Annotated in this window: 12 protein-coding genes; 9 read left to right on the forward strand and 3 right to left on the reverse strand. The window is 69.1% G+C overall.

Annotated features, from left to right (window positions below; translation table 11 throughout):
* Positions 1-120 precede the first annotated feature (120 nt).
* Complete coding sequence (locus tag IE153_RS29420; protein ID WP_189592820.1) at positions 121-2,112, forward strand: ATP-dependent DNA helicase; 1,992 nt, start codon at positions 121-123, stop codon at positions 2,110-2,112.
* Between the two features lie 168 nt (positions 2,113-2,280).
* Here IE153_RS29420 and lexA read toward each other — a convergent pair whose 3' ends face one another.
* Positions 2,281-3,060 (reverse strand): transcriptional repressor LexA, encoded by a 780-nt coding sequence (gene lexA, locus IE153_RS29425; RefSeq protein WP_189592821.1) that lies wholly within the window; start codon positions 3,058-3,060, stop codon positions 2,281-2,283.
* A gap of 620 nt (positions 3,061-3,680) precedes the next feature.
* On the opposite strand from lexA, the gene nrdR reads away from it, so the two are divergent.
* Together nrdR and IE153_RS29435 are read left to right on the forward strand one after the other, a co-directional pair.
* Entirely contained in the window at positions 3,681-4,241 is a 561-nt protein-coding gene (gene nrdR, locus IE153_RS29430; RefSeq protein WP_189592822.1) for a transcriptional regulator NrdR, read from the forward strand.
* Positions 4,242-4,405: 164 nt separating this feature from the next.
* On the forward strand, positions 4,406-7,297 hold the full coding sequence (locus IE153_RS29435; RefSeq protein WP_189592823.1) for a vitamin B12-dependent ribonucleotide reductase: 2,892 nt from the start codon (positions 4,406-4,408) through the stop codon (positions 7,295-7,297).
* An 83-nt stretch (positions 7,298-7,380) separates the two neighbouring features.
* Here the strand turns inward: IE153_RS29435 and IE153_RS29440 are convergent, their stop codons facing one another.
* Entirely contained in the window at positions 7,381-7,914 is a 534-nt protein-coding gene (locus tag IE153_RS29440) for a TerD family protein (protein WP_189592824.1), read from the reverse strand.
* Positions 7,915-8,068: 154 nt separating this feature from the next.
* On the opposite strand from IE153_RS29440, the gene IE153_RS29445 reads away from it, so the two are divergent.
* The 3 genes from IE153_RS29445 to IE153_RS29455 all read left to right on the forward strand — a co-directional run bounded on the left by IE153_RS29445 (position 8,069) and on the right by IE153_RS29455 (position 10,444).
* The gene (locus IE153_RS29445) at positions 8,069-8,674 is read left to right on the forward strand and encodes a YdbC family protein (RefSeq protein ID WP_189592825.1); all 606 of its coding nucleotides are present in this window, start codon (positions 8,069-8,071) and stop codon (positions 8,672-8,674) included.
* Positions 8,675-8,866: 192 nt separating this feature from the next.
* Entirely contained in the window at positions 8,867-9,526 is a 660-nt protein-coding gene (locus tag IE153_RS29450) for a histidine phosphatase family protein (protein ID WP_189592826.1), read from the forward strand.
* A 12-nt stretch (positions 9,527-9,538) separates the two neighbouring features.
* On the forward strand, positions 9,539-10,444 hold the full coding sequence (locus IE153_RS29455) for an ADP-ribosylglycohydrolase family protein (RefSeq protein WP_031107592.1): 906 nt from the start codon (positions 9,539-9,541) through the stop codon (positions 10,442-10,444).
* A 356-nt stretch (positions 10,445-10,800) separates the two neighbouring features.
* On the opposite strand, the gene IE153_RS29460 is transcribed toward IE153_RS29455, so the two are convergent.
* Complete coding sequence (locus tag IE153_RS29460; protein WP_189592827.1) at positions 10,801-12,348, reverse strand: MFS transporter; 1,548 nt, start codon at positions 12,346-12,348, stop codon at positions 10,801-10,803.
* Between the two features lie 186 nt (positions 12,349-12,534).
* Between IE153_RS29460 and IE153_RS29465 the strand changes: the two genes are divergently transcribed.
* From IE153_RS29465 to IE153_RS29475, 3 genes are all read left to right on the forward strand, one after another.
* The gene (locus tag IE153_RS29465; protein ID WP_189592828.1) at positions 12,535-13,155 is read left to right on the forward strand and encodes a TetR/AcrR family transcriptional regulator; all 621 of its coding nucleotides are present in this window, start codon (positions 12,535-12,537) and stop codon (positions 13,153-13,155) included.
* A gap of 149 nt (positions 13,156-13,304) precedes the next feature.
* Positions 13,305-14,006 carry a ribonuclease HII gene (gene rnhB, locus IE153_RS29470; protein ID WP_030845438.1) on the forward strand — a complete coding sequence of 234 codons (702 nt, stop codon included), beginning with the start codon at positions 13,305-13,307 and terminating at the stop codon, positions 14,004-14,006.
* A 68-nt stretch (positions 14,007-14,074) separates the two neighbouring features.
* Complete coding sequence (locus tag IE153_RS29475) at positions 14,075-14,704, forward strand: hypothetical protein (protein ID WP_189592829.1); 630 nt, start codon at positions 14,075-14,077, stop codon at positions 14,702-14,704.
* Positions 14,705-14,748: the final 44 nt, after the last annotated feature.

Raw genomic sequence — 14,748 nt, forward strand, 5'->3', positions numbered from 1 at the left:
CGGTCGGCCCGCCCACAGCCCACCCCACCACCTCAACGAGGAGCCCACGGTCTTGATCCCGTCCCCCGTCCCCGCCTTGGTCGCCCGTTTGTCAGTGCGGGGTCGTAGGGTGGTCGCGCTATGACGAAGCCCTCACTCCCCGAACTCCTGCATGCTGCCGTCACTGCCGTCGGCGGTACGGAGCGCCCCGGTCAGGTGGCCATGGCCGAAGCCGTCGAGGAAGCGATCGACGACGGCTCCCACCTGCTGGTCCAGGCCGGCACCGGTACCGGCAAGTCGCTGGGCTACCTGGTGCCCGCGCTTGCGCACGGGGAGCGAGTGGTCGTCGCGACCGCCACCCTGGCCCTGCAGCGCCAGCTGGTGGAGCGCGACCTGCCGAGAACGGTCGACTCGCTGCACCCCCTGCTACGTCGCCGCCCGGAGTTCGCGATGCTCAAGGGCCGGTCGAACTACCTGTGCATGCACCGACTGCACGAGGGAGTCCCGCAGGACGAGGAAGAGGGCCTCTTCGACCAGTTCGAGGCCGCCGCGCCCACCAGCAAGCTGGGCCAGGACCTCCTCCGCGTGCGCGACTGGGCCGATGAGACCGAGACCGGCGACCGTGACGACCTCACGCCCGGCATCTCGGACCGCGCCTGGGCCCAGGTGTCGGTGTCGTCGCGGGAGTGCCTGGGCGCCTCGAAGTGCGCGTACGGTGCTGAGTGCTTCGCCGAGATGGCTCGTGAGCGGGCCAAGCTCGCCGAGGTCGTCGTCACCAACCACGCGCTGCTCGCGATCGACGCCATCGAGGGGGCCCCGGTCCTCCCGCAGCATGAGGTGCTGATCGTCGACGAGGCGCACGAACTGGTCTCCAGGGTCACCGGAGTCGCCACCGGCGAGCTCACCCCCGGCCAGGTCAACCGCGCGGTGCGCCGTGCCGCGAAACTCGTCAACGAGAAGGCCGCGGACCAGCTCCAGACCGCAGCCGAGGGTTTCGAGCGGCTGATGGAGCTGGCGCTGCCGGGCCGTCTGGAGGAGATTCCCGAGGACCTCGGTTACGCCCTCATGGCGTTGCGCGACGCGTGCCGCACGGTCATCTCCGCGATCGGCGCGACCCGCGACAAGTCCGTCCAGGACGAGGACGCCGTCCGCAAGCAGGCCCTGGCCTCCGTGGAGAACGTGCACGACGTGGCGGAGCGCATCACGAACGGCTCCGAGTGGGACGTGGTCTGGTACGAGCGCCATGACCGCTTCGGTGCCTCCCTGCGCGTCGCCCCGATGTCCGTCTCCGGTCTGCTGCGGGAGAAGCTCTTCGCGGACCGTTCCGTGGTCCTGACGTCCGCCACGCTGAAGCTGGGCGGCGACTTCAACGGTGTGGGCGCCTCCCTGGGCCTGTCCCCCGAAGGCACCGAGGGTGACGACGTCCCGAAATGGAAGGGCATCGACGTCGGCTCACCCTTCGACTACCGCAAGCAGGGCATCCTCTACGTCGCCAAGCACCTGGCCCGTCCCGCACGGGACGGCGACCGTGCGGACATGCTCGACGAACTCACGGAGCTGATCCAGGCGGCGGGCGGCCGCACCCTCGGCCTGTTCTCCTCGATGAGGGGGGCCCAGCTGGCCGCCGAAGAGCTCCGGTCCCGGATCCCCGAGTACCCGATCCTCCTCCAGGGCGAGGAGACGCTGGGCGAGCTCATCAAGAACTTCGCGGCCGACCCGAAGACCTGCCTCTTCGGCACGCTGTCGCTCTGGCAGGGTGTGGACGTCCCGGGATCCAGCTGCCAGTTGGTCGTCATGGACAAGATCCCGTTCCCGCGCCCGGACGACCCCCTCATGAGCGCCCGGCAGAAGGCCGTCGAGGACGCGGGCGGCAACGGCTTCATGGCGGTCGCCGCCACCCACGCCGCGCTCCTCATGGCTCAGGGCGCCGGCCGCCTCGTACGGGCGTCGGGGGACCGGGGTGTGGTCGCGGTCCTCGACCAGCGTCTGGCGACGGCCCGGTACGGGAGCTATCTGAAGGCGTCACTGCCCGACTTCTGGTTCACGACGGACCGTAACCAGGTGCGGAAGTCCCTGGCGGCGATCGACGCGTCTGCCCAGCAGACGGCAGCCGGGCAGACGGACGACGCATGAGCTGCGGGTTGGCCGGTGGCTCAGCCACAGGCCGACCGCCGGCCCCCACCACACGAGTCGGCGCCCCGGTCTGCCCCCGGACAGCGCAGGGCCCCGGAACCGGCGCAGAGGTCCCGGGGCCCGGTCAGGGGGCGGGCCCGTTGGGCCCACCCGACGCGGTGCGCGCTGTCAGACGCGTCGCAGTACGGCCACCACCTTGCCGAGGATGGTCGCGTCGTCGCCGGGGATGGGCTCGTAGGCCGCGTTGTGCGGCAGGAGCCAGACATGGCCGTCCTCGCGCTTGAAGCGCTTGACAGTGGCTTCGCCGTCGAGCATCGCGGCCACGATGTCGCCGTTCTCGGCGACCGGCTGACGGCGCACCGTGACCCAGTCGCCGTCGCAGATCGCGGCCTCGATCATCGAGTCACCGACGACCTTCAGGACGAACAGCTCGCCGTCCCCGACGAGCTGCCGGGGGAGGGGGAAGACGTCCTCGACGGACTCCTCGGCGAGGATCGGGCCACCTGCGGCGATGCGGCCGACCAGCGGCACGTACGACGCGGCCGGCTTGCCCGCGGTGTCCGTGGGCTGCACCGAGGCGGCCTGGTCGGAGCCCCGCACCTCGTACGCCCGCGGGCGGTGCGGGTCGCGGCGCAGGAAGCCCTTGCGCTCCAGAGCCATCAGCTGATGTGCCACGGAGGAAGTGCTGGAGAGGCCGACGGCCTGACCGATCTCCCGCATGGACGGCGGGTAGCCCCGTCGCTGCACGGAGTCCCTGATGACCTCGATGACGCGGCGCTGGCGATCGGTGAGTCCCGAGCTGTCCGCCCGGATGCCGGGAGGTCGGCCCGGCAGGGAGCGCTTGTGCCCCTCAGGGTTCGTAACTTCGTTCATCGCATGCACCGGCTCCAGTCGGCCCTGGGAGCGGTCCTGGGCAGCGATGGCGGCACTGTCTGCGGTGGTGGTCACGTCGGCCCCTCTCGATGGTCTCCCTGCTGGACAACGGTAGTTGCTTTCGAAAGGTTGCGCCAAACACACGTTCGAGTGAAAAATCGCGAATCACCGGACGCGATCATGTGTCCGGGTGTATTGGCGGCCGCGCCACCTGGCGGGCAAAAGGGCCCATTGCTGTACTCTTCACCGCCGGGGTGATCGCTCGTGGACTGGTGCCCCAGTCTGCCATTCGGCATTCCCCTGCCCCGGGACCAGGCCTCATCTGTGCGGGAGTCCTACGTCCCCTCCTCGCGGCGCCCACGGTATCTCCGCATGTGCCGCGGCGATACGGCTGTGCAGGAACGGATCCGTCCGTGTCCCCGGGAAGGCCGTTCGCGGGGGGCCCTCCGCAGGTATGCGGGTCGGTGGGGCTCGGCCCGTCGTGTGCCACCGGCTCCTCCGCGCGCGACACGCGGGAGCGGTGTCGATGTATGAGCCAATCCCCACATCTAGTGGTTGGATTGCATCAGCAGCCCAGAAGTTGTGGTCCCCCGGGTCTCGAGGCCCATGGTCATCGCCTATGCTTGGGACTGCTTCGTGGGGCGCAAGAGGCCCGGCGAGGCTATTGAGTCTGCTGTGAGGAGGGTTGGGAGTTCATGCACTGCCCCTTCTGCAGGCACCCCGACAGTCGTGTCGTCGACAGTCGTACGACCGACGACGGCACATCGATCCGCAGGCGCCGTCAGTGCCCTGACTGCTCCCGTCGTTTCACGACCGTGGAGACGTGCTCGCTCATGGTGGTGAAGCGGTCCGGAGTCACCGAGCCCTTCAGTCGTACGAAGGTCATCAATGGAGTGCGCAAGGCGTGCCAGGGGCGGCCCGTCACCGAGGACGCACTCGCCCAGCTCGGCCAACGGGTCGAGGAGGCGGTGCGGGCCACCGGAAGCGCCGAGCTGACCACCCACGACGTGGGGCTGGCCATACTCGGCCCGCTGCAGGAACTCGACCTCGTCGCCTACTTGCGATTCGCTTCCGTCTACCGGGCGTTCGACTCGCTCGACGACTTCGAGGCGGCCATCGAGGAACTCAGGACGCAGACGGGGCACCCCGGCGCGGACGACGAAGACCGCGAGGACACGGCCGCGGGGGGCCAGGAAGACGACCGCGGGTCCGGAGGGGCGGAACAGGTCCCCCAGCCCGCCGGCGCCGCCGACTGACCGGCGGGCCGGACCCGGAAGGCAGCTCCGGGCCCGGCCGGGCGGCGGCGATGTGAAGACCTGTTGCGGGCGACGTGAGTGGGTGCCCGCAACACCAGACAGAACACCGTGCCACGGGAACAACGGGGCACTTCAGGGCGTTTTCGCCCGTACAGGGAGGCGGCATGACAGAGACGGCGAGCGGTCCGGCACGGAGTTCCCGCGCCAAGAGCGCCAAGGCGAGCAAGGGCCTGCGTATCGAGCGCATCCACACCACCCCTGGGGTCCACCCCTATGACGAGGTGGCCTGGGAGCGCCGTGACGTCGTCATGACCAACTGGCGCGACGGCTCGGTCAACTTCGAGCAGCGCGGCGTCGAGTTCCCCGACTTCTGGTCGGTGAACGCGGTCAACATCGTCACCAGCAAGTACTTCCGCGGTGCCGTGGGCACCCCGCAGCGCGAGACCAGCCTCAAGCAGCTGATCGACCGCATCGTGAAGACGTACCGGAAGGCCGGTGAGGACTACAAGTACTTCTCCTCGCCCGCCGACGCCGAGATCTTCGAGCACGAGCTGGCGTACGCCCTCCTGCATCAGATCTTCAGCTTCAACAGCCCTGTCTGGTTCAACGTCGGCACCAAGCAGCCCCAGCAGGTCTCCGCGTGCTTCATCCTGTCCGTCGACGACTCCATGGAGTCGATCCTCGACTGGTACAAGGAAGAGGGCATGATCTTCAAGGGCGGCTCCGGCGCAGGCCTGAACCTCTCCAGGATCCGCTCCTCCAAGGAGCTCCTGTCCTCCGGCGGCAACGCCTCCGGCCCGGTCTCCTTCATGCGCGGTGCCGACGCCTCCGCAGGAACGATCAAGTCCGGTGGCGCCACCCGCCGCGCCGCCAAGATGGTCGTCCTCGATGTGGACCACCCGGACATCGAGGACTTCATCGAGACCAAGGTCAAGGAAGAGGAGAAGATCCGCGTCCTGCGCGACGCGGGCTACGACATGGACCTGGGCGGCGACGACATCACGTCCGTCCAGTACCAGAACGCCAACAACTCGGTCCGTGTCAACGACGAGTTCATGAAGGCGGTCGAGCAGGGCGGCCAGTTCGGGCTGCGTGGCCGGATGACCGGTGAGGTCATCGAGGAGGTCGACGCCAAGTCGCTCTTCCGCAAGATCGCCGAGGCCGCCTGGGCCTGCGCCGACCCCGGCATCCAGTACGACGACACCATCAACACCTGGCACACCTGCCCCGAGTCCGGCCGGATCACCGCGTCGAACCCGTGCAGCGAGTACATGCACCTGGACAACACGTCCTGCAACCTGGCCTCGCTGAACCTGATGAAGTTCCTGAAGGACGACGGCAAGGGCAACCAGTCCTTCGAGGCCGAGCGCTTCCAGAAGGTCGTCGAGCTGGTCATCACCGCGATGGACATCTCGATCTGCTTCGCGGACTTCCCGACCCAGAAGATCGGCGAGAACACGCGCGCGTTCCGCCAGCTCGGCATCGGCTACGCCAACCTCGGCGCCCTGCTGATGGCCACCGGTCACGCCTACGACTCCGACGGCGGCCGCTCCCTCGCCGGTGCCATCACCTCCCTGATGACGGGCACGGCGTACCGGCGCTCCGCCGAACTCGCCTCGGTCGTCGGCCCGTACGACGGCTACGCCCGCAACGCCGACGCCCACAAGCGCGTCATGAAGCAGCACTCGGACGCCAACGACACGGCCGTCCGCATGGACGACCTGGACACCCCGGTGTGGGCCGCCGCCAGCGAGGCCTGGGGAGACGTGCTGCGCATCGGTGAGAAGAACGGTTTCCGTAACTCTCAGGCGTCCGTCCTCGCCCCGACCGGCACCATCGGTCTGGCGATGTCCTGCGACACCACCGGTGTCGAGCCCGACCTCGCACTGGTCAAGTTCAAGAAGCTGGTCGGCGGCGGCTCGATGCAGATCGTCAACGGCACCGTGCCGCAGGCCCTGCGCCGCCTGGGCTACCTGGAAGAGCAGATCGAGGCGATCGTCGCCCACATCGCCGACAACGGCAACGTGATCGACGCCCCCGGCCTCAAGCCCGAGCACTACGAGGTGTTCGACTGCGCCATGGGCGAGCGGGCCATCTCCCCGATGGGCCACGTCCGCATGATGGCCGCTATCCAGCCGTGGATCTCCGGCGCCATCTCCAAGACGGTCAACATGCCGGAGACGGCGACCGTCGAGGAGGTCGAGGAGATCTACTTCGAGGCCTGGAAGCTGGGCGTCAAGGCGCTCGCGATCTACCGCGACAACTGCAAGGTCGGTCAGCCCCTCTCCGCCAAGACCAAGGAGAAGGAGAAGGCGGAGATCACCGAGAAGACCGAGGAGACCATCCGCACCGCGGTCGAGAAGGTCGTCGAGTACCGCCCGGTCCGCAAGCGCCTGCCGAAGGGACGTCCCGGCATCACCACGTCCTTCACCGTCGGCGGTGCCGAGGGCTACATGACCGCCAACTCCTACCCGGACGACGGTCTCGGTGAGGTCTTCCTCAAGATGTCCAAGCAGGGCTCGACCCTCGCTGGCATGATGGACGCCTTCTCCATCGCCGTCTCCGTCGGTCTCCAGTACGGCGTGCCGCTGGAGACGTACGTCTCGAAGTTCACCAACATGCGCTTCGAGCCGGCCGGCATGACGGACGACCCGGACGTGCGGATGGCGCAGTCGATCGTCGACTACATCTTCCGCCGCCTGGCGCTGGACTTCCTGCCCTTCGAGACGCGCTCCGCGCTCGGCATCCACTCCGCCGAGGAGCGCCAGCGTCACCTCGAGACCGGGTCGTACGAGCCGTCCGACGACGAGGTCGACGTGGAGGGGCTGGCCCAGTCGGCACCGCGCGCCCAGGAGCTGAAGGCCGTTGCCGCTCCGAAGGCCGAGGAGGCGGTCAAGCCCGCCCCGCAGCAGGCGCACACCAGCGCCGAACTGGTGGAGATGCAGCTGGGCATCCAGGCCGACGCCCCGCTGTGCTTCTCCTGCGGTACGAAGATGCAGCGCGCCGGTTCCTGCTACATCTGCGAGGGCTGCGGCTCGACCAGCGGCTGCAGCTGACGCCGAACGCCTGAGCCGATGACGGAGGGGCACCGCCTACGGGCGGTGCCCCTCTCGTCGTACGCGCCTCGTCCGCGACCAGGTCAGGGCCGGTGCGCCGCGCCCATCGTCCTGGTGAAGTCCACCGGGTCGCCCTCGAAACCACGGAGTCCGGAGCGCAACTCCCATGGGCCGGAGCCTTCCCGCACGAACTCCGCGACCGTCGCCGCCGTCGCTCCCAGGACGTCACCGAAGTCGCCCTCCGCCAGGACGGTGTACCCCTCGCGGATACGCAGTCCGGGGTTGCGCACGCTGACGAAGGTGCGCTCCGCCGGGCGTTGCTGAATGACGACACCCACCACCACGCGGGCGTAGCGGGCGTCGAGCCGGTCGAGCTCCAGCGTCATGACTTCGTCGTAGCCGAAGCCCTGACCGTCCTTGCTGTCCCGGTCGAGCGTGATGGTGCCGTCGGGGGAGCGGCTGTCGAAGTGCACCAGGTACGCGGCGTCGCCGTGCGGGTCGCCCGCCGTATAGGTCGCCGCGACCAGGTCCAGATCGGTGGACGGCTGCCCCGCCGGGCTGGGATCCCACCGCACAGCGATCTCGACCTTGCGAAGCCCCTTGTTGAGCCCGTCCACCAGAGTCCCCTTCCCCGTTCGACCTGTCCGTCGGCCCCAACTGCCGGGCGCACATGACTGTTTGTCCATCCTGCCACGCGAGGGGGTGCGGGCGTGGAGGAGCGGTCCAGCCGAGAGTGACCGACGCCACGCTTCCTGGCCTTACCATGGCGCGGTGCTGGTCAAGTGGATTCGCTGCACCGTGGTGGACCGCCGCGGTTTCGAGCGGGGGCAGCGGAAGTGGGCGGGGCTTCTGGGGGAGCCGGGGTTTCGCGGGCAGGGGGGTGGCTGGAGCCGGGGGCGGCCGGATGTGGCGCACATCTTCGCGTTCTGGGAGAGCCGCGCCTTCTACGACTCCTTCATGGCACGGTCCCACGACCGGCTCGCGTCGACCCAGGCGGGCACGTTCAAGGACGCCCAGGTCAGACTCTTCGACTACCGCTTCGACGTGAAGACCGGTTTCGAACCGCGCTTCACGGACGCCGACCTGCTCCGGGTGGCGCTCTGCCGCATCCACGAGGAGCGGGCCGAGCACTTCGTGCTGATGCAGGAAAAGGTCTGGAACCCGGCGATGGCGGGCTCGCCCGGCATGGTGCGCGGGCTGTTCGGCGAGGCGCCCGGGAACGAGTTCATGGTGCTGTCGATGTGGCGCTCGGCCGCCGAGCACGGCAAGTACCGCACGGAACGTGTGGAACGGCTCGCCCTGAGGGCTCAGACGGAGGCGGACGTGGCGGCGCTCACCGGGGACGTCGTGGACATGGAATCGAGCTGGACGGTCTGATTCCGACCGGTCTCGACCGCTTCTCCGGATGCTCGGACACGGGCCCTGTGACGCCGGGTGGGCGCGGACGGAGTCATTTCGTCCGTACAAGCGTGCGACCGGTGTGACCTGTGGTGCAGGAATCGTGTGACCTACGCCGTATGGGTGCGGGGGGAGTGCTCCACCGGACCTCACCCGATCTAGGGTCTTGGCATGGCACGACCACGGCGCATCGTCCTTGTCCGGCACGGCGAATCAACGGGCAATGTTGATGACTCCGTCTACGAGCGTGAACCCGACCACGCCCTCGCGCTGACCGAGCGCGGCCGGCGGCAGGCGGAGGCGACGGGAGAGCAGCTGCGCGAGCGGTTCGGCGACGAGCACGTCAGCGTGTACGTCTCCCCCTACCGGCGTACGCACGAGACCCTGCGCGCGTTCCACCTCGACCCTGGACTCATACGAGTGCGCGAGGAGCCGCGGCTGCGTGAGCAGGACTGGGGCAACTGGCAGGACCGGGACGAGGTCCGCCTCCAGAAGGCCTACCGGGACGCGTACGGCCACTTCTTCTACCGATTCGCCCAGGGCGAGTCCGGCGCCGACGTCTACGACCGGGTCGGCGGCTTCCTGGAGAGCCTGTTCCGCAGCTTCGAGGACCCCGACCACCCGCCGAACGTCCTCATCGTCACCCACGGCCTGGCGATGCGGCTGTTCTGCATGCGGTGGTTCCACTGGACGGTCGCGGAGTTCGAGTCGCTGTCGAACCCGGGGAACGGCGAGGTGCGGATGCTCGTTCTGGGGGACGACGGCAAGTACACCCTCGACCGGCCGTTCGACCGTTGGCGAGATCCCGAGCCGTACGGGATCACCGGATAGAGTGGCAGGGCGATGACCGCTGATTCCTCCCCCGACGTGCGCCTGGAGCGCGCCCTGGCCTGCCTGCGCGGACTGTCCGTCGGAGACGCCCTCGGCTCCCAGTACTTCGTGCCGGTGAACTACCCGCTGCTGAAGCGCCGCGAGGTGCCCTCCGGACCGTGGCAGTGGACGGACGACACGGAGATGGCCGGCTCGGTCGTCGCCGTCCTGGCCGCCCACCACCGCATCGACCAGGACGCCCTGGCGCACTCCTTCGCCGAGCACCACGACTTCGACCGGGGCTACGGTCCCGCGGTCAACCGTCTGCTGCGGCTCGTCCGGGAGGGTGGCGACTGGCGGGAACTGGCCGCCGCGCTCTTCAAGGGGCAGGGGTCCTGGGGCAACGGCGCGGCGATGCGGATCGCTCCGCTGGGGGCCTGGTACGCGGACGATCCGGAGCAGGCGACCCACCAGGCGGAGATCTCGGCCTACCCCACCCATCAGCATCGCGAGGCCGTCGTCGGGGCCATGGCCGTCGCCGCGGCAGCGGCGTTCGCCGCCGCCCCCGAGGGGCCGCCCGGAGCCGAAGCCCTCCTCGACGGTGTCATCGACCTGGTACCGAAGAGCGCCGTGGGCGCGGGACTCCGCAGGGCGCGGGACATGCTCGACTACGGCGACCCGGGCACGGTCGCGGCGGTACTGGGGTGCGGGCGGCGGACGACCGCCCACGACACCGTTCCCTTCGCCCTCTGGTCGGCGGCGAGGAGCCTCGGCGATTACGAGCGGGCGTTCTGGACGACCGCCCAGGTCGGCGGGGACGTCGACACCACGTGCGCCATTGTCGGCGGCGTCATCGCCTCGGGGAAGGCGGGGGCACCGCCCGCCGAATGGGTCGAGCGGACGGAGCCGCTCCCGGACTGGGTGCCCACGTCGGCCTGACGCAGGACTCGCGCCTCGTTCGGAAACTCTCCGTACATCCTGGGAACTCTCCGTGATCGGCCGTCCGTTGTTCCGGCATCCGCTGTGTCACTGTCGGGGCGTGCACACGCCGGACGTCCGTGTTCGTGGAGAGGGGGGTGGTCATGGAGGTGCTGCCTGCTGTTCTGATCGGCTGGTGCGGCGCTGTCACGCGTCGTGGGTGTCGCGCGAGGGCAGCCGTGCTGCCGGTCTCGCGGTCCGTCCCTCGCCTGCGACCCGCCCCGCCGCAGCCGAGCACGAACCGGCCCGGCAGCCGCCGGCGGGACTGTGCTGCACCCTTCGGTGAGGCTCCGGAGCCGGTTCGTGGTGCTCCTGCGTCAGCCGAGTCCTGGTCCGGCAGAACCGGAGAGGGCCTCCAGGTCGCTCTTGCGGACCCGGATCACCAACCAGGCCGTTGCCAAAGCGAGGACGGCCATCGCGGCGGCCGGGATGAACGCCGTCGAGATCCCGTGGGCCAGCACCTCGTGCCCCCACGGCGCGGGCAGCTGGTGGGTCCTGGCGAACTCCGCCTTCTGCTCCGCCGTCCCCTCGGCCATGAACTGCGGAAGCTGCTTCTCGGCCTCGTTCTTCGTCGCCGTGCCGAAGACGGTCGTGAGGATGGACAGGCCCAGCGATCCGCCCACTTGCTGAGTCGTGTTGAGCAGCCCGGAGGCCGCGCCCGCCTCGTGCGGGGCGACGCCGGAGACGGCGGTGAGCGTCAGCGTCACGAAGTTCAGCCCCATGCCGAAGCCGAACACCAGCATCGGGCCGAGGACACCACCGACGTACGAGCTGTCGGAGCTGATGAGTGCCTGCCAGGCCAGCCCGGTCATCGCGAGCGCGGAGCCCACGAGCATGAAGGGCTTGGGGCCCAGTACCGGCAGGAACCGCTGCGACAGACCGGCGCCGAGCGCGATCACGACCGTCACGGGCAGGAAGGCGAGCCCCGCCTGGATCGGGCTGTACCCGAGCACGTTCTGCACGAACAGCACGATGTAGAAGAACATGCCGAACATCGCCGCAGCGAGGCTCAGCATGATCACGTATGTGCCCGAGCGGTTGCGGTCGGCGAACATCCGCAGCGGGGTGATCGGCTCCTTGGCCCGGGATTCGATGACCCCGAAGGCGAGCAGCAGCAGCACGGCGGCGGCGAAGGACCCGATGGTGAGGCGGTCCTTCCAACCCTCGTCCGCGGCGCGGATGAAGCCGTAGACGAGGGACGCCATACCGGCGGTCGAGGTCACGGCGCCCGCGATGTCGAAGCGGGCCGAGTGCCGTTCGGACTCGCTGATGTAGAGCGGGGTGAGCACGGCTATCAGTACGCCGATCGGCACGTTCACGAAGAGCACCCAGCGCCAGTCGAGCCACTCGGTGAGCATGCCGCCCGCGAGCAGGCCGATGGCGCCACCGCCCGCGGAGACAGCGGCGAAGACACCGAAGGCCCGGTTGCGCTCCGGCCCCTCGGGGAACGTGGTGGTGATGAGCGCCAGCGAGGTGGGCGAGGCGATCGCGCCCCCCACGCCCTGCAGGACCCGGGCGGCCAGCAACTGCCAGGGTTCCTGGGCCAGCCCGCCGAGCAGCGAGGCCAAGGTGAACAGGAGGATGCCGGTCATGAAGACCCGGCGCCGTCCGAGGATGTCACCGGCGCGGCCGCCGAGGAGAAGCAGGCCGCCGAAGGTGAGGGTGTAGGAGCTGACGACCCAGGTGAGGTCGGTGGTGCTGAACTCGAGCGCTTCTTGAATGTGCGGGAGTGCGATGTTCACAATCGTCGCGTCGAGTACCACCATGAGTTGGCAGGCCGCGATGACGGCGAGCGCTATGCCGGGGCGTCCTTGTCGGCGTGCCGCGCCTGGCTTGTGATCTTGGAGCAATGGAGAGGTTGTCACTATGGGTCCCCCACGAGTGCTTTAGTGAACGCTGGCGTTCACTGCCGCGTCAACGGTAGTGAGTCCCCGACAGTGAACGCAAGCGTTCACTTAGACGTCGTCGGTCGGCACGTCCCCCTGTATGGCCGTCCGGCGCGTCTCTCATCCCCGGAATTTCCGCTTCCTCTGCTCGTTGGAGAGAGTCAGATGGTTACCCCCAGCTGGGCGGATGCCCCCGCTCAGACTGCCGTCCGCCGCCGCGGCGCGGTCCTCGAACGTGCGATCCTCGACGCCGCCCTCGACCAACTCAGCACCGTCGGCTGGAACGGCCTGACGATGGAGGGTGTCGCCGCCGGCGCCCAGACCGGCAAGGCCGCGGTCTACCGGCGTTGGCCGTCCAAGGAGGATCTTGTCGCCGACGCCCTGCGTGCCGGGCTGCCGCAGTTCGACGCCGCTCCGGATGAAGGGAGCGTCCGCGAGGACCTCTTGGTGCTGTGTCTGCTGGCCCGTGACGCGATGTTCTCCCGCCCGGGTTTCGCGCTTCGCTCGGTGATTCACGAATGCGACACGGCGCAGGCCGAACGCTTCCATGGCGTGATCTTCGACGGGGTCGTGGAGCCCACCATGAAGATGTTGCGGGAAGTCGTCGACCGCGGGATCAAGCGCGGCGAGGTGCGCCCCGAGGCTGCCAACGGCTATGTCTTCGATGCCATACCGGCCATGATGATGTACCGCTCCAAGATGTGCGGCTGTGAATGGCAGGACAGTGAAGTCGAGGAGATGATCGACCAGTTGATGGTTCCACTGCTGCGGCCGCACGGTGTCTGACGCTGCCCTCGAGGAGGCTTGCGCTGGAGTCGAGCGACGGCCCGCGCGGCGACCGGCCGATGCTCGGCGGGGGGTCTCGAGGGCGACGAGGCTGCCGTGGCGGACCGGGGTGTCGCGGGCAGTTCCCGGCGGCGTAATCTAGGGGCGCCATGCCGTACGAACCGCCTACTCACACCGTCGAGCGCTCCCTTCGAGCCACGACCGGAGCGAAGATCGTTGCAGGTGTCGACGAGGTGGGCCGCGGCGCGTGGGCCGGGCCCGTTACCGTCTGCGCGGCGATCACCGGACTGCGTCGCCCGCCCGAGGGGCTCACGGACTCGAAGCTGCTCACCATCAAGCGACGCACCACCCTTGCCGAGGAACTGCGGACCTGGGTGACGTCGTACGCACTGGGTCATGCCTCCCCGGAGGAGATAGACGCTCTGGGGATGACGGCCGCGCTGCGGCTCGCTGCGGGGCGTGCGCTGGACGCACTGCCCGTGCGTCCCGACGCGGTCATCCTCGACGGCAAGCACGACTACCTCGGTGCGCCCTGGCGGGTCCGAACGGTGATCAAGGGTGACCAGTCGTGCGTGGCGGTCGCGGCGGCCTCGGTGATCGCCAAGGTCCAGCGCGACAAAATGATGGCCGAACTGGGTATCGACCATGCAGACTTCGGTTTTGCGGACAACGCCGGGTACCCATCACCCGTGCACAAGGCCGCACTGGCGGAGCGGGGCCCCACCCCCTACCACCGGTTGTCGTGGGCGTATCTTGATGCGCTGCCCCAGTGGCGGCACCTCAAGAAGGTCCGCAGCTGGGCGGACGGAAGTGTTCCGGAGATCGAGGGGCAGCTCGGCTTCGATTTCTGACGGTTTCGTTCGCGCGCATGCGCCACCCGCTGACGCGGGTCGTACCAACGTTTGATAGATATCAACTCATGCCTCTCATTCCCGAGGAGCCTCAGATTCACGAGAGTGCCCAGGGTCCCCGCGCCACTCCGGCCAGCAGCCGTACCGCGCCGACCCCCCGTCCCGTACCCGGCCCCCGTCCCGCGGCTCCGTCGCGTCCCGGTCGTCCCGGCCCTCTCCGGCCGGCGCCGCCCGTGCAACGGAGTCCGCGCGATGTGGCCACGAAGCCCGCTCCGTCGGGTCCCGCCGCCGATGCCGCCGCTCCGGTCACCCCGCAGATCCAACTGATCCCGGCTTCCGTGGAGGGGGCGCTCGACGCCGCCGAAGAGGCCGTGGACCTGCTGCTGGACTCCGGTCGTGCCCCCGGCGACATCCTGGTGATCACGACCGGGGAGCAGCACCCGTGGGCCGCCCACGAGCTGTCCTTCGGCGAAGCCTCCTACTGGGCCCAGCACGACGCCGGCGACGACGTCTTCTACACGGACGTCACCATCGCGGCCCGCGCCGCGTCGCGTCCGGTGACCGTGGTCGCCGTCAACGGCGGTCCCGAGGATGCTGCCGTGAGCGCCCTCTCCCTGGCTCACTCCCGGGCCGGTGCCCTGCTGATCGTCTGCGGTGACCCGCAGCGGATCAACTCGGTGCTGGGCGCGGGTGTCTGAGCCTGTGCCGTAGCGCCCGGCAGGGCGTTGGGGGTGACTTCAGG

It is taken from the genome of Streptomyces massasporeus (assembly GCF_014648995.1).
In the GTDB taxonomy this organism is placed as follows: Bacteria; Actinomycetota; Actinomycetes; order Streptomycetales; family Streptomycetaceae; genus Streptomyces; species Streptomyces massasporeus.

What these genes read in the sequence shown, in the direction of transcription:
- IE153_RS29420 (WP_189592820.1), top strand. Translation starts at nt 121, where the DNA reads ATGACGAAGCCCTCACTCCCCGAACTCCTGCATGCTGCCGTCACTGCC.
- nrdR (WP_189592822.1), top strand. Translation starts at nt 3,681, where the DNA reads ATGCACTGCCCCTTCTGCAGGCACCCCGACAGTCGTGTCGTCGACAGT.
- IE153_RS29435 (WP_189592823.1), top strand. Translation starts at nt 4,406, where the DNA reads ATGACAGAGACGGCGAGCGGTCCGGCACGGAGTTCCCGCGCCAAGAGC.
- IE153_RS29450 (WP_189592826.1), top strand. Translation starts at nt 8,867, where the DNA reads ATGGCACGACCACGGCGCATCGTCCTTGTCCGGCACGGCGAATCAACG.
- IE153_RS29455 (WP_031107592.1), top strand. Translation starts at nt 9,539, where the DNA reads ATGACCGCTGATTCCTCCCCCGACGTGCGCCTGGAGCGCGCCCTGGCC.
- IE153_RS29465 (WP_189592828.1), top strand. Translation starts at nt 12,535, where the DNA reads ATGGTTACCCCCAGCTGGGCGGATGCCCCCGCTCAGACTGCCGTCCGC.
- rnhB (WP_030845438.1), top strand. Translation starts at nt 13,305, where the DNA reads ATGCCGTACGAACCGCCTACTCACACCGTCGAGCGCTCCCTTCGAGCC.
- IE153_RS29475 (WP_189592829.1), top strand. Translation starts at nt 14,075, where the DNA reads ATGCCTCTCATTCCCGAGGAGCCTCAGATTCACGAGAGTGCCCAGGGT.